This is a genomic window from Lachnoclostridium sp. An14 (assembly GCF_002160755.1).
In the GTDB taxonomy this organism is placed as follows: Bacteria; Bacillota; Clostridia; order Lachnospirales; family Lachnospiraceae; genus Lachnoclostridium_A.
Genome location: NZ_NFLE01000014.1, coordinates 61,408 through 84,684, shown reverse-complemented (window position 1 = coordinate 84,684; position 23,277 = coordinate 61,408). Strand labels below are relative to the sequence as shown.

23 protein-coding genes and 1 pseudogene are annotated in these 23,277 nt (G+C 52.0%); 7 read left to right on the top strand and 17 right to left on the bottom strand.

Annotation, left to right across the window (positions count from 1 at the left end; genetic code table 11):
- Positions 1–209 precede the first annotated feature (209 nt).
- From B5E84_RS09945 to B5E84_RS09925, 5 genes are all read left to right on the top strand, one after another.
- Positions 210–635 carry a helix-turn-helix domain-containing protein gene (locus B5E84_RS09945; protein WP_087222246.1) on the top strand — a complete coding sequence of 142 codons (426 nt, stop codon included), beginning with the start codon at positions 210–212 and terminating at the stop codon, positions 633–635.
- 10 nt (positions 636–645) lie between these two features.
- Positions 646–1,101 carry an ImmA/IrrE family metallo-endopeptidase gene (locus B5E84_RS09940; RefSeq protein WP_087222244.1) on the top strand — a complete coding sequence of 152 codons (456 nt, stop codon included), beginning with the start codon at positions 646–648 and terminating at the stop codon, positions 1,099–1,101.
- 25 nt (positions 1,102–1,126) lie between these two features.
- On the top strand, positions 1,127–1,336 hold the full coding sequence (locus tag B5E84_RS09935; RefSeq protein ID WP_087222242.1) for a hypothetical protein: 210 nt from the start codon (positions 1,127–1,129) through the stop codon (positions 1,334–1,336).
- A complete protein-coding gene (locus tag B5E84_RS09930; RefSeq protein ID WP_087222240.1) occupies positions 1,333–1,689 on the top strand; it encodes a DUF2085 domain-containing protein in 357 nt (118 codons plus the stop codon). Before B5E84_RS09935 ends, B5E84_RS09930 begins: the two co-directional genes overlap by 4 nt.
- 545 nt (positions 1,690–2,234) lie before the next feature.
- Positions 2,235–3,290 carry a site-specific integrase gene (locus B5E84_RS09925; protein WP_204248569.1) on the top strand — a complete coding sequence of 352 codons (1,056 nt, stop codon included), beginning with the start codon at positions 2,235–2,237 and terminating at the stop codon, positions 3,288–3,290.
- 279 nt (positions 3,291–3,569) lie between these two features.
- On the opposite strand, the gene B5E84_RS21395 is transcribed toward B5E84_RS09925, so the two are convergent.
- The 11 genes from B5E84_RS21395 to B5E84_RS09875 all read right to left on the bottom strand — a co-directional run bounded on the left by B5E84_RS21395 (position 3,570) and on the right by B5E84_RS09875 (position 15,908).
- Positions 3,570–3,629, bottom strand: a complete 60-nt coding sequence (locus B5E84_RS21395; RefSeq protein WP_268875580.1) for a putative holin-like toxin — start codon at positions 3,627–3,629, stop codon at positions 3,570–3,572.
- 713 nt (positions 3,630–4,342) lie between these two features.
- Positions 4,343–5,842: a bifunctional metallophosphatase/5'-nucleotidase gene (locus B5E84_RS09920; RefSeq protein ID WP_087222236.1), complete on the bottom strand. Its 1,500-nt coding sequence runs from the start codon at positions 5,840–5,842 to the stop codon at positions 4,343–4,345.
- 3 nt (positions 5,843–5,845) lie between these two features.
- A complete protein-coding gene (gene phnE, locus B5E84_RS09915) occupies positions 5,846–6,655 on the bottom strand; it encodes a phosphonate ABC transporter, permease protein PhnE (protein ID WP_087222234.1) in 810 nt (269 codons plus the stop codon).
- 13 nt (positions 6,656–6,668) lie between these two features.
- Complete coding sequence (gene phnE, locus B5E84_RS09910; protein ID WP_087222232.1) at positions 6,669–7,472, bottom strand: phosphonate ABC transporter, permease protein PhnE; 804 nt, start codon at positions 7,470–7,472, stop codon at positions 6,669–6,671.
- A complete protein-coding gene (gene phnC / locus B5E84_RS09905; RefSeq protein ID WP_087222230.1) occupies positions 7,469–8,233 on the bottom strand; it encodes a phosphonate ABC transporter ATP-binding protein in 765 nt (254 codons plus the stop codon). The genes phnE (B5E84_RS09910) and phnC overlap by 4 nt, the downstream gene beginning before the upstream one ends.
- Positions 8,234–8,392: 159 nt before the next feature.
- Entirely contained in the window at positions 8,393–9,484 is a 1,092-nt protein-coding gene (locus B5E84_RS09900) for a phosphate/phosphite/phosphonate ABC transporter substrate-binding protein (RefSeq protein WP_087222228.1), read from the bottom strand.
- 67 nt (positions 9,485–9,551) lie between these two features.
- A complete protein-coding gene (locus tag B5E84_RS09895) occupies positions 9,552–10,517 on the bottom strand; it encodes a LacI family DNA-binding transcriptional regulator (RefSeq protein WP_087222226.1) in 966 nt (321 codons plus the stop codon).
- 299 nt (positions 10,518–10,816) lie between these two features.
- A complete protein-coding gene (locus B5E84_RS09890; RefSeq protein ID WP_087222225.1) occupies positions 10,817–12,013 on the bottom strand; it encodes a MalY/PatB family protein in 1,197 nt (398 codons plus the stop codon).
- 25 nt (positions 12,014–12,038) lie between these two features.
- Positions 12,039–13,460 carry an AbgT family transporter gene (locus B5E84_RS09885; protein ID WP_087222223.1) on the bottom strand — a complete coding sequence of 474 codons (1,422 nt, stop codon included), beginning with the start codon at positions 13,458–13,460 and terminating at the stop codon, positions 12,039–12,041.
- 21 nt (positions 13,461–13,481) lie between these two features.
- A complete protein-coding gene (locus B5E84_RS09880; protein ID WP_087222221.1) occupies positions 13,482–14,666 on the bottom strand; it encodes an amidohydrolase in 1,185 nt (394 codons plus the stop codon).
- 15 nt (positions 14,667–14,681) lie between these two features.
- Positions 14,682–15,908 carry a MalY/PatB family protein gene (locus tag B5E84_RS09875; protein ID WP_087222219.1) on the bottom strand — a complete coding sequence of 409 codons (1,227 nt, stop codon included), beginning with the start codon at positions 15,906–15,908 and terminating at the stop codon, positions 14,682–14,684.
- A gap of 345 nt (positions 15,909–16,253) precedes the next feature.
- Between B5E84_RS09875 and B5E84_RS09870 the strand changes: the two genes are divergently transcribed.
- Positions 16,254–16,958: a helix-turn-helix domain-containing protein gene (locus B5E84_RS09870; protein ID WP_087222282.1), complete on the top strand. Its 705-nt coding sequence runs from the start codon at positions 16,254–16,256 to the stop codon at positions 16,956–16,958.
- A gap of 128 nt (positions 16,959–17,086) precedes the next feature.
- A pseudogene (locus tag B5E84_RS21495) lies at positions 17,087–17,284 on the top strand (hypothetical protein); the annotation flags it as partial.
- 299 nt (positions 17,285–17,583) lie between these two features.
- Here B5E84_RS21495 and B5E84_RS09865 read toward each other — a convergent pair.
- The 6 genes from B5E84_RS09865 to B5E84_RS09840 all read right to left on the bottom strand — a co-directional run bounded on the left by B5E84_RS09865 (position 17,584) and on the right by B5E84_RS09840 (position 23,240).
- On the bottom strand, positions 17,584–18,111 hold the full coding sequence (locus B5E84_RS09865) for a hypothetical protein (protein ID WP_087222217.1): 528 nt from the start codon (positions 18,109–18,111) through the stop codon (positions 17,584–17,586).
- 46 nt (positions 18,112–18,157) lie between these two features.
- Positions 18,158–18,907: a hypothetical protein gene (locus B5E84_RS09860; RefSeq protein ID WP_087222215.1), complete on the bottom strand. Its 750-nt coding sequence runs from the start codon at positions 18,905–18,907 to the stop codon at positions 18,158–18,160.
- Positions 18,908–19,376: 469 nt separating this feature from the next.
- Positions 19,377–20,159, bottom strand: coding sequence for a prolipoprotein diacylglyceryl transferase (lgt, locus tag B5E84_RS09855; RefSeq protein WP_087222213.1), 783 nt, complete (start codon positions 20,157–20,159; stop codon positions 19,377–19,379).
- A gap of 73 nt (positions 20,160–20,232) precedes the next feature.
- The gene (locus B5E84_RS09850) at positions 20,233–20,937 is read right to left on the bottom strand and encodes a hypothetical protein (RefSeq protein ID WP_087222211.1); all 705 of its coding nucleotides are present in this window, start codon (positions 20,935–20,937) and stop codon (positions 20,233–20,235) included.
- A 130-nt stretch (positions 20,938–21,067) separates the two neighbouring features.
- Positions 21,068–21,784 (bottom strand): DUF5058 family protein, encoded by a 717-nt coding sequence (locus B5E84_RS09845; protein WP_087222209.1) that lies wholly within the window; start codon positions 21,782–21,784, stop codon positions 21,068–21,070.
- A gap of 22 nt (positions 21,785–21,806) precedes the next feature.
- Positions 21,807–23,240: an amidohydrolase gene (locus B5E84_RS09840; protein WP_087222207.1), complete on the bottom strand. Its 1,434-nt coding sequence runs from the start codon at positions 23,238–23,240 to the stop codon at positions 21,807–21,809.
- Positions 23,241–23,277 lie beyond the last annotated feature (37 nt).

Below are 23,277 nucleotides of genomic sequence, written 5' to 3'. Positions count from 1 at the left end.
TGCGGCACGCATTTTAATGATTGCGTAAGATTTTGAGAATTATATATTGACATATTGCGTAAAATATTCTAAAATCAGAAGTACCACCAACCGATAACAGAATCTCGCAATAGTTTTTTATTCGCAAAATCTTGCGCAACTCATATCTTTATTATACACAAGATTTTACGTATGTCAAGGACTAATTGCGCAAAATTTTGAGGTATATTATGGGTTTATATGAGTGCATTCGCGATATTGCAAAATCAAGGGGCTATTCTATCAATCGACTTGAAAAAGAACTAGGATTTGCTAGAAGTTCAATCAACAAATTTAATAAAAACATTCCCAGCGTAGACAAGCTTCAGCAAATTGCAGATTTACTGGAAGTTTCTTTAGATGATCTCATGACTGGCGAGACATCATCTGATAAAAAAGGAACCGCGCTTACCGCGAAAGATGAGCGCGACATAGCAAAAGACCTAGATCGGATCATGGGAGAAATCCGCAAAGGCGATGACGGTCCTCTGTACTACAATGGTGTGGAGATCAGTGAAGCCTCTCTGGGATTGCTCCAGAACGCCATTGAATATGCTTTACGGGAAACCAAGAAAGAAAACAAAGAAAAGTACAATCCTAACAAAAATAAAAAGTAGGTGATGCCGTTTGGAGAATATTGAACATAAGATCCGGCGGTTAATACGGTATTACGATAGGATGATGGGCACTAGAGATCCGGTGAGCATCGCCCGCCAGTTGAATATAGGAATTGCTATTGTTCCGCTGGGAGAAATCGCCGGAAACTATAAACTGTTAAAAAGAAAGCGCTGGATCTTCGTCAACGAAGATATTGCCGATAGCCAACTTTTCCGCGTTGTTGTTGCCCACGAGCTGGGACACGCGGTTCTGCACCGGAAAGAGAACTGCGCTTTTATCAAGCATAAAACCCTGCTTCTCACGTCCGGAATTGAGCGAGAAGCAAACCAGTTTGCAGCATATCTCTTGATTTCTGATGATATGTTGGAGGAATATGCTGGATGCACGGAAGAACAATTTTGTAATTGTACCGGGTATCCAAAAGAACTGATTGAGTTAAGGTTAAAACAGCCTATGGCGTTTTAATAAAAATACTTTAGGAGGTAACTTTATGAAATGTCCGAAATGTGGGTGTGAAAATTGTCAGGTCACCACTGAAACAACTTCAAAAGGAAAGGATTTTTCTGTAGGAAAAGGATGCTGCGGGGCGCTTCTTTTAGGTCCGATCGGTATTCTTTGCGGAGCCTGTGGAAAAGGAAAACAGATTAATTCGACCACGTATTGGGTATGTCCCCAATGTGGGAATAAATTTAAGGCATGACTAAGGCCGATCAACGCTGGATATGGTGGATGGAATTTTCAAAAAAGTATTGCCATTGCCACCAGATGCCTGAAAGGAGTTTTTTTATTAAAGGGTATCAATTTCCCTTATGCGCGCGGTGCACGGGAATCGCGATAGGACATTTTTTTGCTTTTATGATTGCTCCTTTTCACACTTTTAAGCTATCAATCGTGGTACTAGCGTTGCCACTGGCACTTGACGGAACAATACAATATTTTACCCCTTACGAATCCAGCAATACAAAACGAGTTATATCTGGATTTTTATATGGCTTTGCTTTTACATCAATTATGTGTTTGTGCATAAAACGTATTTTTCGCAAAATTTTTTAACTCATCCATCAGGTCATACCAATAATACATAAAATGTCCGCAAAAAAGGCCCCTGCCCTAGCAGGGAGCCAATCCACCTTGACAATAATATACTTACCCGGGCAGCCGGGGGACGTGCTCCAGCCCGTTCCGAAATCCTGCGGAAAGGGGTGGTAATTATGAGTACATATGAAGAATTGCAATTAATTACATCTGTAGCAATGCTCATTGTTGCAATCCTGACTTATACCCATAAAAAATAGCCGTCCTGCCCTGACAAGCCGACGACTATTTTTTAGTTGAGCTTCGCCGGGACGGGTGAGGTGCATTCACCTTCCGGCTGTCCTGTTAAGTATATTATATGTCAAATCCCGTTAAATGTCAAATGACAAAAACCGGCTCTCCGCGCCAACGGAGAACCGGCCTGATCACTCCGGTGCCAACCGGAGCAGCACCCCGAAGAAGTGCTCTAAAATCCGATTTCTATTGTACCATCTTCGGGGGACAGTCGCAATCAGAACATTTGTGCGGCTGTTATTTTTGTACCCAAAAAGGAGGATAAGATTATGGCGAAAACCCCGAAGAAGAAAAAGAATCAGCTGCCCAGTGGCAGCTATCGTGTGCAGGTGTACGACTACACCGACGTGAATGGAAAAAAACACTACAAATCCTTTACCGCTTCCTCAAAAAAACTGGCTCAGCTGGCCGCCGCAGAATGGCAGACCGGCAAATCAAATCAGCAAACTACGCCTGAAAACTTAACTGTTTACGAGGCAATAAGGCGATATATGGAAGTTAAAAATGGAGTTTTAAGCCCGTCTACCATGAGAGGTTACAAAAGTCTTCACGAACAATATTTCAAGGGTCCTCTCGGGCTCACACGTCTTCCGGATCTCAGCAATACTGCGATTCAGATATGGATCTCTGATCTGGCAGTGAAGCTGACTCCGAAAACTGTACGGAATGCCTACGGGCTGCTATCCGCAACATTGGAAATGTTTGCTCCTGACTTCCGTCTGAACGCCACCCTCCCGGCCAGGCAAAAACCGGAGCTCTACTGTCCCAATGATAATGACATAAAAAATCTTCTTGATCATATCAAAGGAACAGAACTGGAAATTGCTGTATTACTTGCCGCCTTTGGTCCGCTCAGGCGGGGAGAAATATGTGCGCTGGACACCGATGATATTCATGGCAATATCATCACAGTATCAAAAAACATGGTATTGGGTCCAGATAAGGATTGGATCATCAAGCAGCCCAAAACCTACAGCGGCTACCGTGAAATTGAAATGCCGGATGTTGTTATACAGCGATTATCCGGATGTTGTGGGAGAATCATCCACTGTACTCCCAATCAGCTTACCGGCAAATTTCAAAGGGCTATAAAAGCTACTAAGCTGCCCCACTTCCGCTTTCATGATCTGAGACATTATTCGGCGTCGATCATGCACGCCATCGGTGTTCCTGATCAGTATATCCTGCAGAGAGGAGGATGGTCCAGCGACAATATCTTAAAGGGTGTGTACAGAAATGTTATTGATCTGGAAGCCAGAAAACAGAATCGAAAAATATTAGATCATTTTGAAAAAGTATCACACGATGTATCACACGAAGCCTGAAAAGCCGCGTAAATACAAGGTTTTATTGCGGGTTCGAATCCCGTATGCTCCACTGAGAAGAAACCTCGTATTTCGGTGACGGATACGAGGTTTTTGTTATAAGTGAATCTATCCGCCAGCCTTGCTTTTTTCCCCTGGCCATGGTATAGTTAAATCGTAAAAAGAACAACCGCCCACAAGGGGTTGGCCAAATAAGAAAGATAGAAATTCCACCCTTACTACTTCGCCAAAGTTTACAAGGGTGGTTTTTCTTTGCCCATCTCTGGGACTTAGAAAACGCTACTTACGATTATTAAAAATAAAGGTAAGCAATGCGATAATGAACATTCCAAACGCCATCAGGTCTTTGAAATCAAAATTCATCCGCACCACCTCCCCTCTTATGTATTCGAGTGGGAGGCCAACGCCCTTGCAGTGACACGGTTGTTCCTTGCGCTATTATAGCATAGCGGCAGTCATCCCGCAATCCGTTCAAGCCGTTCATTTATCGTGCTATTTATCGCTATTTATCGTGGGAATTTTTTTAATTTAAGTTGAATCCTTCAAAAATTTTATTTGTAACCTGACTGACATTGGCCATAAATTGTAACAATGCCCGGGCATTCGCCGCTGGGAAACCGCTGGAAAATTTTCATGGTATCTTGTAAATCTGATCTGCATATGCTATAATGCCGGTAGGCAAACGAAACTAGTAGTCCAATATGGGCACAAGTGAAAAGCCCCAGAGATGCGACCTCTGGGGCTTTTCTATTCCTATTTTATAGCGGGAAGGCTTAGGCCCGCAGGCCGGTTACCGGTTACTCATCACCGTCCAGCCATTTGCAGATGAGGTGGCAAACCACACCTGCCGCAACAGTGACGAAAAACGAAACTAGTACTTCCAATATGTGCACCCCCTTCCTGTTGCCAGTATCGGGGCGGTAACATAGGCATTATAGCATAGCAGCAGTCATCCCGCAATCAAATAGCCCCGGAGATACAACCTCCGGGGCCTTCCTATATCCATATTCATAACATTCCAAACTGCGTCCCAGCCTCTGGGGCCCCTTCCGTCACCACACAACCTTCACCCGCCCCAGCGGTTTCACCTGGGCGTCTGGGTGGCATTCCAGGTATTCCAGCACGGTGGACTGCATATCCCCCGAAAAGACCTCCGGCTCCGGACAGGACTGGAAACACTCATAGCCCCCGGTGCCCGTGGCCCGGTAATCGCTCATGGCCAGGCGGTAGGTCCGCTCCGGCTCCAGCGGGGCGCCGTTTACCAGGACGCCGCTCACCCGGTTCCCCACGGGACGGCGGATGTCGGCGGTGTACTCCACCCCCGCGTAGTAATCGTAGTTGTAGTGCTCCGCTTTCGGTTTCGTGAACCGTTCGGAGATCACCACCTGCCCGTCCTCCAGGTCAAAATAGGAGGCGCACCGCTCCAAAGCGGCCTTCAGCACCGCTCCCGTGACCGTGAGCGTCACCTGCCGGTTGGGGAAGGGAAATACCTTCAGCATATCCCCCAGGCGCACCTGGCGCTCCAGGCCAAGGGGCACGTTTGCCAGGCCGATGCAGGCCATGTCCGCCCCTGTTTTCCAAAGCTGCACCTGGTTTCCTAAGTCTGCCAGACGGGAACCGTTCATAGCCCGCTCCAAAAGAGGCTCTGGGGGGATCTCCTCCGCCAGGCTGCCGATCACCCGGTCTCTCCACCGGCTCTCCGCCTCCTGCACCGGCTTTAAGGCCTCGCTCATGGCCGCCGGCGTCTCCTCCCCGGGAGCGATCAGCTCCCCGGAAATCTTCCAGCCGCCTTCCCCTTCCTCCAGCTCCACCTTCCCGTACTTCCCTCCGTTTGGAGGAAGCTGCAGGGTGTAGGTGCCGTTTACCGTCCGCCCCGCCGTCTCCATGTGCTGGTGGGCGGTGAGCAGAAGGTCAAAATCCAGCTTCTCCAACATTTCACAGGCCACGTTTTCCTTCCCCTTGCAGAGCCGGTTTCCCGTCTCCAGGTCGCACTCGTAGCCGCCGTGATAGACGCAGACCGTCACGTCGCACTGCCCCTTCATCTCCTCCAGGGCCTTTTTCGCCGCCGTGAAAGCGTCCGTCACCTGAAGGTGCTCCAGATTCTCCTTCGCCTCCCACAGGTTCACACAGTCCGTCACCACGCCGCAGATGCCCACCCGCAGGCCATTTTCCAGCACCCGCAGGGTCCAGGGCTTGACCGGCAGGCGGCCCAGGCCGTCGATGAGGTTGGCCGTCAGGCACTCCGCCTCCATGGCTGTCAAAAATTCCTCCAGTTTTTCATATCCGAAGTTAAAATCGTGGTTTCCCAGGGTAAAATAGTCATATCCCGCCTGGTTGAAGGCCCAGGGAATGACCTTCGCGAACTCTCCCGTCTCCCGCAAATACTTGAGGAGAGGAGAACCCTGGATGGTGTCTCCCCCGTCTAAAATCAGGGTATTTCCGTCCTTTTTATATGCCCCGAAACACTGGAGCATACTTCCCCCGCCGTTTTCCGCCGGGAACAGGTTCCCGTGGGTGTCCGACGTATAGTAAATGGTCACTTTCCGTCCCATGTGCTACCCCCTTACCAGTTTATTCCGGATCCTGGTGGAGAACACCTCGATCACCAGAATCAGCACGATCAGGCCGATGAGAATGGATCCCACCTCGTTCCAGCGGTAGGAGTTCATGGCAAAGATCAGAGGAGCTCCGATACCGCCGGCGCCCACCAGGCCCAGCACCGTGGCGTCTCTTAAGTTCATGTCAAACCGGTAGATCACCGTGGAGGCAAAATCCGGCAGAAGCTGGGGCAGAATGCCGTAGCGGATCTTCTGGAAAAAGGTACAGCCCGCCGCGTCTAAGGACTCCAGAATCCGCTTGTCCAGGTCCTCGATGGTCTCAATGTACATCTTCGACACCATTCCCACGGAACAGAGGCTCATGGTCATCAGGCCCGCGAACGCGCCGGGGCCGGTGACGCGGATAAACATCAGTCCGTATACGAAGGACGGAATGGTGCGCACCGCCATGACCACCACGCGGCTGATCAGGGCCACGCCCTTAGGCACAATGTTGGACGCCCCCAGGAAGGCGAAGGGGATGGCGATCACCGCTCCTACTAGCGTTCCCATAAAGGCGATGCAGACCGTCTCCAAGAGCAGATAGGGCACGCCCTGGGAGGTAAAGTCAAATAAAAACTCCACGTCCGGCGTCACGATTCCCCTCAAAATGCTGGCCGCCACCGCCATGCCGTTTCCCACGGCGGAGGTAGACCGGATGCCCACGCTGCTCCAGATGAGCACCGCCAGGATCACCGCCGTCAGGATCAGCCGTTTCAGGAGGGGGGATTTCTCCGCGTTTAACTGCGCTGCTACTTTCTCATTCATCCTCGTTTCCTCCTTACGTCAGCTTTTTGCGAATCTGATGGCTGATAAACTCAATGACCACCACGGCTCCGAACAACGTCAGCAGAATCATTCCCACCTTGTCGTACTCTCTCCAGCCCACCTTCTCATTGATGATCAGGCCCAGGCCGCCAGCTCCCACGTAGCCTAAGATGGCGGCGTAGCGCACATTTCCCTCAAAGCAGAACAGACAGTTGGAAATGTAGCCCGGCAGGATCTGGGGAATCACCGAATACAGGAAAGCGTGGAACCTGGTGGCTCCCAAAGCCTCCATGGCCTCGTAAGCGCCCATGTCCACCGTCTCGATCTGCTCGTAAAGGAGCTTTCCCACGTAGGAAAAGGTAAATACGCCGATGGCGATGGTTCCAGCCATGGTGCCCAGGCCGAAGATATAGGTGGCGATCAGGGCCGTCACCAGAGTGGGCAGGGTGCGGACAATGCTGTAAAAAATCCTCACCAGGCTGATGACCACCCGGTTTTTCACGATGTTGGAGGAGGCGATCACCGAAAAAGGCACCGCCAGCACAGCTCCCGCCGCCGAGCCCAGGACGGACATTTTGATGGTATCAAAGAGCGGTCCCCACACCTTATCTAAGTAGGAGATATTGGGCGGGACCATCTGTTTTAAGATGTCAAAGAAACGGTAGCCTCCGTCCATCAGCACCGACATTTTAAATCCCGTCACCCGCACGGACAGGGCTGTCGCCGCCACCACAAGAAGGAGGATGGGCAGGGTGTAGGACCGGGGCCGTTCTACCGTCTTTCCGTTTGACAGGGTAATCTGTCTTCCTTCTCTCATCCTGCCGCCTCCATTTTCCCGTATTCCTTTCCATTATAAATAGAAGAAAGGACTGCCTCGTCCACCTGGGACGCCGGGCCGTCGTAGACGATCCGTCCCGCCCGGATGCCGATCACCCGATCCGCGTACTCCAGGGCCAGGTCCACATGATGGATGTTGATGATAACCGTAATCTTCATTTCTTTATTAATATGGCGGAAATCGTCCATAACCTGCTTGGCTGTCACCGGATCCAGGGCCGCCACCGGCTCATCCGCCAGGATGATGGACGGATTCTGGGCCAGAGTCCTGGCTAAGGCCACCCGCTGCTGCTGTCCGCCGGAGAGCTGATCCACACGGGAATAGGCCTTGTCTAAGATTCCCACCTTGTCCAGCGCCTCCAGGGCCGCGATCTTGTCCTCCCTGCGGTAGGCCCCCAGCAGGGAACGCCACCAGGGCAGGTCCGGCACACGGGAGGTGAGCACATTGTTGATCACCGTAGTTCTGGTGATCAGGTTGAAGGACTGGAAGATCATGCCGATCTTCCGGCGGAATTTGCGCAGCCCCTTGCCCCGCAGGCTGGTCACGTTTACGCCGTCCACCGTCAGGCTGCCGTCCGTGATGCCGTGCATCCGGTTAATGGAGCGAATCAGGGTGGATTTTCCGGCTCCGGAAAGGCCGATGATGGCCACAAACTCTCCCTGTTCAATGTCCAGTGTCACATCGTCCAGTCCCTTCACGCCGTTGCTGTATACCTTGCTTACGTGTTCAAATCGTATCATATCTCTACCTCATCGCATATTTTAAGCGCCGCCAAAAATGACGGCGCCTCTTATTCTGTCACAGGAAACCGTGTCTCCTGTGACACAAAAGCCTCCGGCCAAGGCGCACACGTTTTCGGGTTTCCTCGTGCTGTCCGTGCCGAACGTCCATACCGGACATTACTCGTTCATGCTGCGGATGATCTCCTGAGCCTTTCTCTCGTTGTCGTAGTCAGAATCCTGGGCTACCTGATAGCCGTTGTGAGAGTAGATGGCGATAACCTCTTTGCCCTCGTCGGTGTTGCCGATGTTGATGAACGCCTGCTGAAGGGCTGCCTTCAGGCCGTCATCCATAATGGGGGAGAACTTGCTCACGCTCACCGTATCGTTGTAGATGCCGGGGGTTACGCCGATCACGCCTACTTCCTCCCAGATGGAGCCCTCTCTGCCGTACTCAGCGTTCCACTGGTCCACATAGTCGTTGCGGACATCCGCGTAGCTCACCATCACGTCGATCTGACCGGATGCCAGACGGGCCATGGTGCTGCCGTAGGAGTCAGAGGTCACTACGTTGGAAAGGTCGGTGAGGGCTTTTCCGTAGTTGTCCTGCAGCCAGATGGACGGATAGATGTAGCCGGCCGGGGAGGTGGTGGACATCACGGCCCAGGTAGCGTTGTTTAAGTCGTCCCAGGTCAGCTCCTCGCCGCTGTTGACCTTCTCCACCAGAGCCTGTCCTTTCTCGGAGGGACCTGCAAGCACCAGGGCGCGGTAGTAGGTCACCTGCTCGTCGGTGAAGGGGTTGGGCTGATCGTCGTTCCAGTCTGCCGCGTTGTCAGAATCCTTGGTCAGGCCGTTTCTCGTAGCCGTCAGGATCACCTCTGCGCCGTCGTCATACATCACGTAGGTGCCGCCGGGGATCAGGCCCACATCCGCGGTTCCCGCGCTTAACGCCTCGCCAACGGCCTCGTAGTTCGTTCCAACAGTAATCTCCACATCCTTTACGTTGTAGCCAAGACCGGCTAACTCCTCCTGGAGCATTCCCTTTAAGGGCTCGGTGGCCGTCACGATCTCCTCCGGATCCTTGGACGGCACGAAGGCTACCGTCAGCTTGTCGATGTCCACGGCCTCTGCCGCTTCCGTGGCCTCTGCCTCATTTCCGGCCGTCTCACCGGATTCCGCGCTGGTCTCCGCCGGCTTGTCGGAGCCGCCGCAGGCGGTCAGGGTTCCCATTGCCAGAGCCAATGCCAATACTGCTGAAAGTGATTTCTTCATGTTTTTCCTCCTCTGATTGAGTATGAATTGATTGATATATGTTAAAGCGCAATGCCTTTAACCGCTGTTACTTCGCCCGCACGTACCGGGACGGGAAGATCATGGTAATGGTCTCCTGCCGTTTCTGCTCCACCCGCTCCAACAGGCAGCGGAGCATATTCTCCCACATGAAATCGGTGTAAATGCGGATCGTATCACAGGAACTGGTGGCAAACAGCCTGGTTTCTATATCCTTGTAGACCGTCACCGACAGATCCCTTCCGGGGGCCAGGCCCGCCTCTGAAAGGGCCCGCAGGGCTCCCTCCGCCACCTCGTCGCTCCCGATGAGAAGGCCCTCCGGCAGCTGTCCCGCCTCTATGGCCCCTTTTAACAGGCCGTAGCCGGACTCCGCCGTGCACTCCCCCACCAGGAACTGCTCCGGCCGGTAAAGTCCCTTTTCCTTTAACAGGCTCTCAAAAAACCGCATCCGTTTCTCCCCGATGCGCACCTGGGCGTCCTCATAAATCCCGCCCAGATAGCCCACGGTGCGGACGCCCTGTTCCTCCGTCATAGAGCGGACCATCTCCCTTACACCGGACTCGTGGTCAATGCGGATCTGGTCAAAGAGGTAATCCTTCCGGTTGGAGCCCACAAAAATCAGGGCACAGGACTGGCGCAGCAGGTAAGCGGTCTCATCCTCCGTAAAATACCCCAGGGCGATCACCCCGTCCACCTCCGCGTCCTGCCCGTAAAACAGCCGGATAAACCGCACCGGATACCGGCAGTCCCGCTCCGCCATCTTGGTTAAGTCCGCCAGTTTCTGATTGGTGCTCTCCCGGCGAAGGACGTGCCAGTCCGCCACGCCGATGGTAATGCCTTCCGACACGGACAGATGCCTGAGCTTTACAGGCACATAGCCCAGCTCATGGGCAATGGCAAAAATCTGATTCCTCACCCCGTCGGAAACCGCCAGGGTTTTATCCTTATTCAACACACGGGACACGGTTGCCATGGACACGCCGGCCTTCTGTGAAATCTCTTTTATGGTCGCCATCTCCCACCTCCGTTCCCTTTCCTTTTCGTTTCAATTACAGTGTATCCGCTGTGAGGAAAAAAATCAACTGGTTTAGTTAATATTTTACTAAAATTTTACCTGGGAATAGATTCAGACCTTTCCACAGATGGAAACCTGTGCCCTCCCGCCGGGAGCTTTTCTGCCATAACTGTCATAATTGTCATAGCTGCCATAGAGAACGTCCTTTCCTATGACGCGAAAAAAGGCGGCCCTGGCTTTCGCCAAAACCGCCTGACCTTCCACGGACTCCAGGCCATGGAGCCTTTATCAGAACTTCTTTATATTGTTTTCAGGGCCTTTACTCCCTGAATCAGATGATTCACCGCCTGTTCCACATAGGCCGGATCTGTCGCCAGGTTCACGCGGATAAATCCCCGGTACTCCGCCCCGAACCATTCGCCGTAATCCACGCCCAGGCGGCAGCGCCCCTGGACAAACTCCTCCACCTGTTCCGGATCCACATAGGCCCGCAGGTCTAAAAGGGCCAGATACGTCCCCTCCATGGCGCACACCGTGAGACGAGGCAGCTCCCGGTTTAAGGTCTCTTTTACGTAAGCGTAATTGTCCTTCACCACTGCCAGCAGCCCTTCCAGCCAGTCCTCTCCCGTCTCATAGCCCGCTTTCGCCGCCAGCATTCCCATCAGGCTCACCTCCGTCCGGTTCAGCCCGGCGGCGAAGGCGTCGTAGGTCTTTCGCAGCTCCTCGTTGGAAATCAGGATGTGGGAGTGGATCAGGGTGGCCAGGTTGAAGGTCTTGGAGGCGGAGTTTAAGGTCACAACCATGTCCCGGTATCTCCCTCCGGAAACGGCTGCCGCCGGCACAAAGGGATGGTCTCCGATCACAAGATCCTGGTGGATCTCGTCGCTCACCACCAGCACGTGATGTTTTTCGCAGATGGAGAGCACCCGGTCCAGCTCCTCCTCCGTCCACACCCGGCCCGCCGGATTGTGGGGGGAGCACTGGATCAGCATTTTCACCTGGTGTTCCACGATGGCCGCCTCTATGGCCTCATAGTTCATGGTGAAATAGCCGTGACCATCGTAGTCTAAGGGGACCGTCACCAAATTCCGGTGATTGTTGGTCACCACGTTGTGGAAGGGGTAATACACCGGCGTCAAGATCATGCAGCTGTCCCCCGGCTCCGTAAACGCGTGGATCATCCAGGCGATCCCCGTCACGCAGCCTGTGCTGAACCGCACCCACTCCCTGGGGATAGGCAAATGATACCGCCTCTCCATCCAGTCAGAAAACACGCGGTAGTAGTCCTCCGGCACAAAGCTGTAGCCGTAAATCCCGTGTTTCACCCGTTCCATGAGAGCCTCCGTGATCCCGTCGCAGGTCTGAAACTCCATATCCGCGATCCACATTCCCACCAGATCGGACTCTCCAAATTTCTCCTCCAGGCCGTCCCATTTGGAACAGTACGTCCCCCGGCGGTCTGTAAGATACCGTTTCAAAAATTCCTGTTTCTCCATATTCCTTCCCCTTTCTCTGCTCTGCCTAGATCACGCCGCTCCAGCCGGTGGCCGTTAAGAAAAACACGATCACGCAGGCCAGCACGATAAACAGCAGCACCTTCGGAAATACCCACTTCAGCCATGTGCTGTAGGGCACATTTGCCATGGCGCAGGAGCCGATCATCCAGCCAAGGAGGGGGGAGAGCAGGTTCGTAAAGCTGTCGCCCATCTGGTAGGCCACCACCGCCAGGTTCGACTGAAGTCCCAGGGCGTCCGCCACCGGTTTCATAATAGGCACCAGGATGGCCGCCTTGGAGGTGGCGGAGGGGATAATGGGGTTAATGATGGATACGATAACCGTAAGCCCCACGCTGGCCACGGACTTCGGCAACTCCAGCAAAGGTTTGGTCAGCACGTACACGATGGTGTGGATCACATTTCCGTTGTCCAGTACCAGGGAAATCACCTTTGCCATGCCGATGACGAAGGCCACAAAGGCCATGGACGCCAGTCCCTTGGCAAAGCTCTGGCCCAGCTCGTCGGCGTTCATGCCGCCGATGATGCCCACCAGGATCATGGTGCAGATCATCACCGCGATCATAAAGTCAAAGGTGAGGCTGGAATCCCCTCCCATCAGGGGATAGAGGGCGATGATCAGGTACTGAAGGATGAAAATGACGATCACGGCCATCTTTCTCCAGTTCATCTCCACCTTTTTTAAGAGCTGATCCTCCGATTCTCCCTCTGCCATCGTATCCGGACGCCAGCCCTGGGCGTACATCAGGGACGCCTGGGGATTTTTGCGGATCTTTTTCACATATAAGAGCATCATGCCGATGGCCACCGCCAGGAAAACATTCATGATCACCAGCCGGGTAAAGAACGCCGAGTAGGGGATCACCCCCATCAGCATCTGAGTGGTGGCCTGCTGGGCCGGGCCGGTGCCGAAACCGACCAGGGCCGCGAAGGTGGTCACTCCCAGGGCACAGATGGGATCCAGTTTCAGTTTCTTCGCAAACAGCACTCCGATGGGAACCACGGCGATCAGGGCGTCCGTTCCTCCAAAACCGCCCAGGTAAGCCATCAGAATCATCATCATGGCCACCAAAAGCCCCGCGCCTTTGTCCTTTAATTTATAAACGGCCCAGTTCATCAGATCGTCCAGCACTCCCGTGTCCAGCACCACGTTGATGGTGGCACCTGACACCATGACCACAAACATGATGGTGGCGGCTCCCGCCAGCCCGGACTTCATGCTCATCAGGGCATTCCAGGGGCTGACCGGCGTCTGGTATCCCAGATACTGAAACTCCGTCCCGATGATCTCCCCCGCCTCGTTCACCGCGAACTGTCCCGCGGGAATCAGATAGGTGGCCACGCAGGAGAGCAGGATAATCCCAAACATGATCCACAGCAAATGCGGCATTTTAAACGGTTTCTTCTCTTTCGTTGTTTCCCCTTTCATCTCATTCACCTTCCCTATGATTTATTCTCCCAGGGCAAACGCCATCTCGGCGCACACGCCCAGGTACAGTACCGACTCGTCGATGTCGAATTTTCCGTTGTGGTGGGCGGCCCCGCTGCCGTACTCCTCGCTGCGGATTCCCAGAAATCCCAGGGCACCGGGAAATTTCTCCAGGTAGGCGCTGTAGCACTCGGAGGCGTACCATTTATCACACTCTCCCAGCACTTCCTCCCCGCAGATGGCCGCCAGGTTTTTCTGCACCTTCAGGGCCGTCTCCCTGTCATTTACCACCGGATAGGGGCTGATGCCGTTTCTCCTTTCAAACTCGATCCCGCAGCGGTGGCTGGCAGCGGTGCTCTCCGCGATGCGGTTGACAATGGCCAGGGCCTTTTCCCCCTCCTGGCGGCTGAAAAACCGGGCGGTCCCCCCTACGTAGGCATCGTCGGGAATCACGTTGGTGGCCTCTCCCGCCTTCACCATTCCCAGGCCCAGGGTGACCGTCTCCTCCACGTCCAGCTGGTTCATAAAGGCAGAATTTAACTGGGTGATAATGTGGGCCGCCGGGATGATGGGATTTACGGCCTGGTCCGGACGGGAGCCGTGGCCGCTCTTTCCCTTGATGTGAAACCCGATCCCCACAGTGCCGGCCATCCTGGGGCCCGGGGCGATATTCACCTTGCCCGCCTCCAGGCCGCTGTAGACGTGGAGGGCAAAGCAGGAATCCACGGGATATTTTTCCAGGGCTTTGATCATGGCCTCAATTCCGCAGTTGGTCTCCTCTCCCTCCTCAAAGCAGCAGTACACCGTTCCCGGCAGCTCCTCTTTCATCCGGCACAGCAGTTTCATAGTCCCCAACAGCATGGCCATATGGGCGTCGTGGCCGCAGGCGTGGCAGACGCCGTCGGTCTGGGAAATACACTCCTTTTCCCTTTTTAAGTTCTCCCGTTCTTCCTGTAAGGGAAGGGCGTCGATGTCTGCCCGCAGCACCTTGTTTTTCCCCGGCTTTTCCCCCTTTATGACGGCGATCAGGCCCGTCCCGGGAACCTCCTCATAGGGGATCCCCATGGCCTCGAACTCGGCGATCAGCCGTTTTCTGGTCTCCCACTCCTTTCCCGATACCTCCGGATGTTTATGAAACTCCCTCCGCATCTGAATGACATAGTCCTGCTCTCCCAAAGCAAGCCCTTTGATCTCGCGAATATCCATCCTTCTCCTCCGTTTTTATGAATTTGTTTCCCCTGTGTACTTTTCCGTATGTTTCGTATTGACCGCCTCGCAGATCCGCTTTAAGCCTTCCGCCAGCACGGATTTCGGACAGGCTAAATTTAAGCGGATAAAGCCGTCGGAATTCTGTACAAACATATTTCCCCCCTCCAGCAGCACGCCCGCCCGGTAGGCGAAGAACATGGGAAGGCTCTCGTCCGGCTCAAAGTAAGCGTTCAAATCCACCCAGGCCAGGTAAGTGGCCTCTGAAATGCGGAACTTCGCCTTGGGAAGGTGCTCCGCCAGATATTCCTTCGTAAACCGGAAGTTTTCATCCAGATAAGCCCGCAGCTCCTGCACCCACGGCTCTCCCTTTTCGTAGGCCGCCTGGGCCGCGGCGATGCTCAACGGGTTGTCAAAGTTGTAATGGCGGCTCAGCCAGATCTCCCGAAGTGTTTCGTCCCGGATGATAATATTGGAAATCATCATTCCCGCCAGGTTGAAGGTCTTGCTGGGAGCCATGCAGGTCACCAGGCGCTTGTAGTCCGGCATCACCTTTCCCATGGGGATGTGGGTCTGATCTAACCGCAGCAGGTCGCAGTGGATCTCGTCGGAAATCACCCACAGCTCGTATTTTTCCGCGATCTCCGCCATCCGTTTCAGCTCGTCCTCCCTCCAGACACGTCCGCTGGGGTTGTGGGGGTTGCAGAGGATAAACAGGGTGGTTTTTTCATCCGCCGCCTTTTTCTCAAAGTCCTCGAAGTCGATGGTGTAGTATCCGTCCTCCACCTTTAAATCGGAGCAGATGTAGCCGCGCTTGTTAAAATCCGCCGCGTACTTAAAATAGGCGTAGGACGGAGTTAAAAACAGCACCTTTTCATCCGGCTCGCAGATGTACTCCACCAGCTCGTAGAGGGCCGGGATCACGCCGTTGGACATCACCAGCTCCTTCCGGTCAAAGCCCCAGCCATACCGTCTCTCGCACCAGGCGGACAAAGCGTCGTAGTAGCTTTTCTCAAATACTCTGGTATAGCCGAAAATCCGCTTGGAAAGCCGCTCCCTCATGCCGTCGATCACCACGTCCGGAGTGGCAAATTCCATGTCCGCCACCCACATACGGATAAATTCCTCATCTTTATAAGGAAAGGTCATGGTCTCATCCGCGTGGAAAATATAGTCCCGGAACCCGTCTGTGTTCATGGCGTTGGTGTGGCGTCTGTCAATGATCTCATCAAAATTATACATATGTTCTATCTCCCTTCTGAGCGGCCGTCTCTCTATGCGGCGATTTTACCAATTTTTTCCCTTCTCCGTCAAACCGGCCGAAGTTTACTCACAGGAAACTTTTTTGTCAATATTTTATTTACAGTGGAAATTTCGACTGGTTTGTGATAGATTTTAAGAAAGAAATGAAAAAATGACTGGTTTTCGCATTTTTGTTGATTTATAGGAAACTGTAAAACCGTGTGCGCCTGGCGCACACTCGCGCCGGAGCGCGGCTACGTAAACAGCCATATTCCTCCCCGCGGAGTGTGCCTCCTTGCGATTGCGGAAAACCGGTTCACGAAAGCTGAGAACGGGAGGGAAATGATGTCAGAAATCAGTATGCAGGTGGGCGAACGCATCCGTTCGTTCCGCAAAGGGAGAAAAATCACGCTGGAGGAGCTGTCCTCCCGGATTCACAAGTGCAAATCCACCATCTCCAAATACGAAAACGGGGAGATCGCCGTGGACATTGAAACCCTCTATGAGATCGCCGACGCCCTGGGCGTCCACGTGGAACAGCTCCTGTGGTGCCCGCCCCAGCGGGCGGACATGGCCTTTTCCGGCACTCCCACCTTCTTTAACGGGGTGTCCCAGTTTTTCTCCTATCTCTACGACGGGCGGAGCAACAGCCTGATCCGCTGCGTCTTCGACGTCCTGTCCAGATCGGAGACGGATCAGTACCGGATTATGATGTACATGAATTTCCAGGATTACCAGTGCTATCAACGGTGCGAGAACACCTACTGGGGCTACATCGAGCACTACGACGCTATCACCAACATCCAGCTCACCAACCAGGATATGCCCATGGAGAAGGCCAGCGCCCAGATCCTCGCCTCCTCCTTAAATTCCGATACGAAATGGGGGCTGTTCAACGGCTTTTCCTCCCGCCCCATGATGCCCATCGCCGTCAAAATGCTCTTTTCCAGGGAGCCTCTCCCGGAGGACGCCAAGCTGATCCAGAGCTTAAAGGTGTCCCGGGACGATATTCGGCTTTTGAAACTTTATAATATGCTGTCTGTGACGTGAGGACGGGGCGGGCGGCAAACGGTTTCGTTTTTTCGTAATTGAAACATCCGGACTACCATACAGGAGGTGCTGACATGAGCTACTGCGGCTAGAATTCCTCATCCGAACAGAACTAGCAGTATCATGACCCGGAGCAAGAAATCTCTCTTCACAACAACCGGAAACTATTTGAATTTCTGATGCTGGAGATCATGCAGTGTGGACTGGGCTGCGCCTGCTGTTTCACAAAAAAGAAATCTTCTACCTTTATTTCGACCAGTTCGACTACAACAAAATCTCACGGTACGAAGAACGAGATGTGGAACGAATTTGAACACAAAAAATAAACTGTCCCTCTAATAGCAAGGCACAGAGAATACTATGCTAAACTATTATAGAGGGACATTCGCCATATCGATAAAAATATAGAAAATTTTTAAAAATTCCAGACATATGTATTTGTAATATTAATAACTATCGCTAAAGAAGTTTGAATAAATGTTTTTTAATGTATATTATACTCTACTTCAAACAAATCATCTTAAAGAAATATTGAATCATAACCATGAAACAATATTTTCCTATTTTAAAAAAATATGTCTATCCTTTCCATTCTATTTTTGATTTTGTTTCATCTCTCAAAAAACTATTGTATTGGATAATATTTCCGTAATAAATCATTAATTTTTTCAACAGACTCACAAACAGACTGACGTTTTACATATTTATTATAGTTTTTCCTTTGACTAGAGTTATGTTTGTTTGTAGGTATCTCATCCATATCTCCCCAGAGAATGCACGAATCCATACTAACGTTTTTTATATTTAAATTTGGATCTCCTTCAACTTCAACTGAAATATTTATTCCTGGTCTTAATATAGTATAAAATGAAAATTTGGTATTTTCATGTTTTATCACATTATCAATATATTTTATTCCAGACATAAAATGCTTATCTATCGCAAGTATTTTCTGTTTATCTATTCTTTCATACAACGCGACCGCCCATGAAATCACTTCCCTTATTGCCAAAAATATCTCTGATTCTTCTGTTAAAATAACCACATTGTCCCTCGCTTTTTTACATTCATCCAAATAGGCTCTATTTATTGAGAAAAATCTCTCACGTGCCTTTACATATCCATCTACAGCAATTTCAATATTATTTTTCATTATTATTCCTCCTCTTACTATAAAACTACATTTTTACCAAAAATATTTATTCTTTATCATTTGGAGAACGATCTTTTAGAGGTATTTTATTAATTACAACACCGTTTTGAAATGTATATTCATTACCATCTTTTTCTAACTTCCCGTCAAGTTTTGCAATGCCTGATTCATCGAAATATCTTGTTTTACCGTTTATTGTTACAAATTGCTTTCTCACCATTGCTCCATTACTATCGACATAATATACTCTGTCACCATTTTTCTCAAAAATTAGTTTTTCTTTTTCAATGTACCCATCATTTCCCATATAAAACCACTTATCACCGCTCTTTTTCCATTGATTTCTCGCCAACTCTCCATTTAAATAATAAATCCATTCTCCATTTTTATTTTGGGACCAACCTTGGTTTCCTGTTTTAATCTCATTTATCTTCTCTTCCACTATTTCTTTTGCTTTATTTGCTTGCTCCACATTATAAAAACTAAGCCACAACGAAATTATACCAACAATTAGAGCAACCAGACCTAGGACAATACTAACCCAATTATTCATATCTGATAAAGTAATATTATCTTCCGATATGAGACTAGCAATAAACAGCCCTATAATACTTGTTGCTAATACATACACAATAAATTCTCCCCAAAAATTTCTGAACTTTTGGATTAAATCCTCTAAATTATTTCTCTTAATTTTTAGAAGTTTTACAATACATATACCTTGTATAATTATTATCAAAATCAAAATTATAAATACCACTATTATATAATTTGAAACCGTAGGCCACTTCGACATAATAATCTTCCTTCCTATCCAATATTTTTAATATTATACCATATCTATTACAACCCAAAAAGCAAACTAGTGTTCTGTTTCTTTGAATATAGTTTAGTATCATAGAATACATACTGCGAAATATTGAGAAATCCCTCTTATTTCTCAATGTTACACCCTTTCTATAGTATCTTGAATTACTTAACAGTATAATATGGATTTTTTGATTTTTGTGTCGAATTTTAGAATAAAGAAATAAAATTTATTTCTTTATATAGTCATCCACTTTCATATTTCTCTTTTCTTCAACCGCTAGACCATCCTACACCACGTTTCCCACTGCCCCAAATTCGCATTTTCTCATGATAACAGATCGCCACATCCCCAAAACAAAAGAGGCAGCAAACCGGATCCCCCGGCCTGCTGCCTCTTTTGTTTTCTCTGTTTTTCTGTTGCTACTCTATGATGGATTCATTTCTAAGGTTCCAGCTTATTCCGTTTCCTCTGCCGTCTCCCCGCCGCCTGTCCGTCTCCTTCCAAGAAAGACCAGCAGCCCCAAACCGGCCGCCGCCGTAAACAGGGAGATAAACTGGGATGTGGAAAGTCCTCCCACCGTTCCCCGCTCCAGATCCCCCCGAAGGAATTCGATCCCAAAGCGCCCGATGCTGTAAAACAGCAGGTAAAACGCCCCGATCCGCCCCGGCCGGTTATTGTTCCGGGCCAACAGGCAGAGCAGGAAGAAGTGGCCGAAATCCAGGGCGCTGGAGAGGAGCTGGGAGGGGAATAGAGCCACCCCGTTGGGGGCAAGCTGGGAATTTGTGAACGTGATGGCGCACACCCCGTCCCAGGGCATCCCATAGCAGCACCCCGCCAGGAAACAGCCGATGCGCCCAAAGCCCTGAGCCAGGGCCACCGACGGCGCCACCAGATCCAGATACCGCAGGAAATCAATCTTTCTCACCCGGCAGTACACCCAGCCCGCTCCGATCCCGGCGATAATGCCGCCGTAGACCACAAATCCTCCGGTCAGATCCAAAAGGCGGCTGGGATCCGCCAGAATCTCCTTCCAGATGGTGACGTAGTACAGCAGCTTGGCTCCCAAAATCCCGCTGCCCACGCCAAAAATCAGGATCCAGAACAGGTGGTCCGGATCCAGCCGGTACCGTTTCGACCGCCAGTCCGCCATCCAGTAAGCCGCCACAATGCCAATCCCTATCATAAGCCCATAGCCGTGAATCGTAAATCCACCTATGGTCAGAAGGTCATTTTTCATCTGCGTTCATCCTTTCTTTTGCATAGATGCTCCTTCACTATACCATAGGTGGGGGGTCTGGCTCAAGTAGGTTTTATCCTTTCTTCTTTTCGCTCATTTTGATAATTCCCGTCTTATACAGAACGTAGGCGCAGGCAACGCTCAGTGCCATACAGCCGATGACCACGTAGCCCTGCTTGCCGGAAAGGGGGTAAAACTGGTTTACCAGCAGGACGGCCAGGATGGGAACGATCAGGGTCAGGGTCTTGTTTTTTGCCCGGTATTCGCCGCAGTTGTCATTTACATAGTTTAAAAACAGACCGCCGAACAGCGCCGGGAGCAGGTAGGTGGTAGCCGTCTGCACCGTGGGGCTGGTGAGCACCGGGCGCAGGGGCACCAGAAGGATCACGCCTGCCACGATCACCAGAGTGGTGACTGCGGAGGAAACGGCCACGCTGATAGCGGCCACGGTGTCGCCCTCATCCGTTCCCTGGGCTGCCTCCGCCAGGGCCTGGGCGTTGACCACCACCGGGATTTTCAACTGGGTCACATTTCCTGTAAGGAAGGTGATGTAGGACGCAGAGCCGAGGATCGGCGTATAGCCGAATACCTCGGATACGTTGGTGGGAATGTATACTGCCAGCAGTCCCGCGCCCACGGCGAGGAGCTGGCCAAAACTCTCGGGCCAGACGTCATAAACAGCGCTGACCACGGCGGGAATGCCTAACATAAAGAGAATACCAACGATCACTCCGATTCTGCCAAGACGGTGTATGCTTTTCTCATATTTCTCATCCATATGCTTTTCTCCTTTTCCTGCTGCCCCGGCAGACCGTCTGCCCGGGGCAGTTTCTATTCTTAAAAACCTTCGTCTCTATATCCGTATAAAACCAAACGGCTCCGTCAGCCTTTCGCAGCAGCTCCCTGTTTTACAGAATCTGAACCCAGAACAGAGAGGACGCCATACCCAGGATCAGGGTCACCGCCATAATGAAACTCCGATACCATTTCAACCCGGTAATCCGCACAAACTGCCGCTGAAGGAAGGTGAGCACCAGGGCGGTAAAGGCCACTGCCAGGTACACCGGTCCCTTGATCATCTGGAGAGGCAGAAGGGCCTCGATAATAGCCATGGACAGCACGCTGGTGAGCAGGGCTCCCAGCATTCCGTTTTTACTTCTGGCGCTGGCCACTCCCTCCTGAATCTTCTTTCCAAACAGCAGCACGCCCACCATGCCGCCCATGATGCCAATACTCATGACAAACATCAGCGTTCCGATAATGCTGGTGTCCCCGGCCGCGTTCAGGGCGGCGATGGACTCATAACCGGCTCCCGTGGCCGCCATATCCGCGGCGGTCACTTCGTAAGCCACGGCTCCCACCACCGACAGGCGGAACCACGCCCACGGCACTCCGATTACCGTGGCCAGGCTGAACAGCCCCACCACGATGGACAGAGACGGCACGATGCTGTAAATCGCCGTGGAAACCATCACCGACCGCAGTTTCTCCTTAGACATCCCTATTTCCAGGGCATGACCGTAGGCCTTCCGGAACGTCAGCGCGCAAAAGATTAAAATATAGATGATTCCTGCTCCCACCAGACCGTAGAGCAGAGGACTGTTCATAATCTCATTAAACGTCATAGCTTATCCCTCCCGTTTCTTCTTACATTCCGTCCCCGGGAACTGCCCCTTCCGGCAGCGGGGAAATGTAGATTCCTTTCGTCTCGTCCAAAAGCTCCTTCTTCGCCGCCTCCGTCAGGGACGGGTCCGCGTACACCTTCGTGCAGGCGCGGGCAATGGCGCGGGCGATGGCCTGGCTTGCCTTGTCCCCTACGGTGGTTCCCGTCATGCCGGCAAACTGCCAGGTGTGGGTGGTGATTCCCGGGACTCCGATGGCCGCCCGGAACTGTCCCGTAGGCACGTTGTAGCTTACATCTCCCACGTCTGTGGAGCCGGTGGACAGCGTCTCCCGGTCCTTCTCCGAGAAGGGGATGACCGTGGTGCTCAGAGGCCGTTTCTCAAACTCCTCCGGGCTGATGCCGTTCGCCTTCGCTCCCGTCTGAATGGCCTTCTCCCGGTCCTCCGGCGTCATGGCATCCAGGAATTTTCTGGCGATGGCAAACTCCTCCTCGCCGAAATCCGGGGCGCCCTGCTCCACGAAGGCGTCGGACAGCAGCCTGGAGGCTGTGGGGTTAGGGATAAAGTCGCTCATTCCGCCCAGCACCTTAATGTTCACGTTGGTCTCCGTCATAAGGGCCGCTCCCTGGGCGATCTTTTTCACCCGCTCCAGGATCTCCTCACAGACGGCCAGCCTGGGGCCTCTCACAAAGTACAGCAGGGATGCCGTCTCCTGAACCACATTGGGCGCGTCGCCGCCGCAGTCCAAATACGCGTAGTGGATTCTCGCGTTGGAAACCACGTGCTCTCTTAAATAGTTCACTCCCACGTTCATCAGCTCGCAGGCGTCCAGAGCGCTTCTGCCTAGCTCCGGGGCCCGTCCCGCGTGGGCCGCCTTTCCCTTGAAGTCAAATCTCACCTTATAGTAGGCAGAGCTCCTGGTAAAGCAGCGGTTTAAGTCCATGGGATGCCAGGTAAAGCAGAGATCCAGCCCCTCAAAGCAGCCCTCTCTCACCATAAAGCACTTTCCAAAGCCGGTCTCCTCCGCCGGGCAGCCAAAGATTTTCACCGTGCCCTGCACTCCCGTTTCCTTTAAATACTCCTTTACGATAAGGGCCGCACCCACGGCACCGGCGCCCAGAGCGCTGTGGCCGCAGCCATGGCCGTACCGTTTTCCCTCGATGGGTTTCCGCTCCGCCTCCCCGGCCTCCTGGCTTAAATTGGGGAGGGCGTCATACTCCGCCAGAATGCCGATCACCGGCTTTCCGCTGCCGTAGGTTCCCACAAAGGCGGTGGGAATCCCCGCGATCCCCCGCTCTACCTGAAACCCTTCCGCCTCCAGCACCTCCGTCAGTTTCGCCGCGCTCTGAACCTCCTGGTAACCGTATTCCGCATAGCTCCAGACGGCACGGTTCATCTCCGCGATTCTCTCTCTCTTTTCCTCCGCGATCTCATGGATTCTCTGTTTTACATCACACATACGCGCCCCTCCTGTTAGAACAAAAGTTATCATTTTC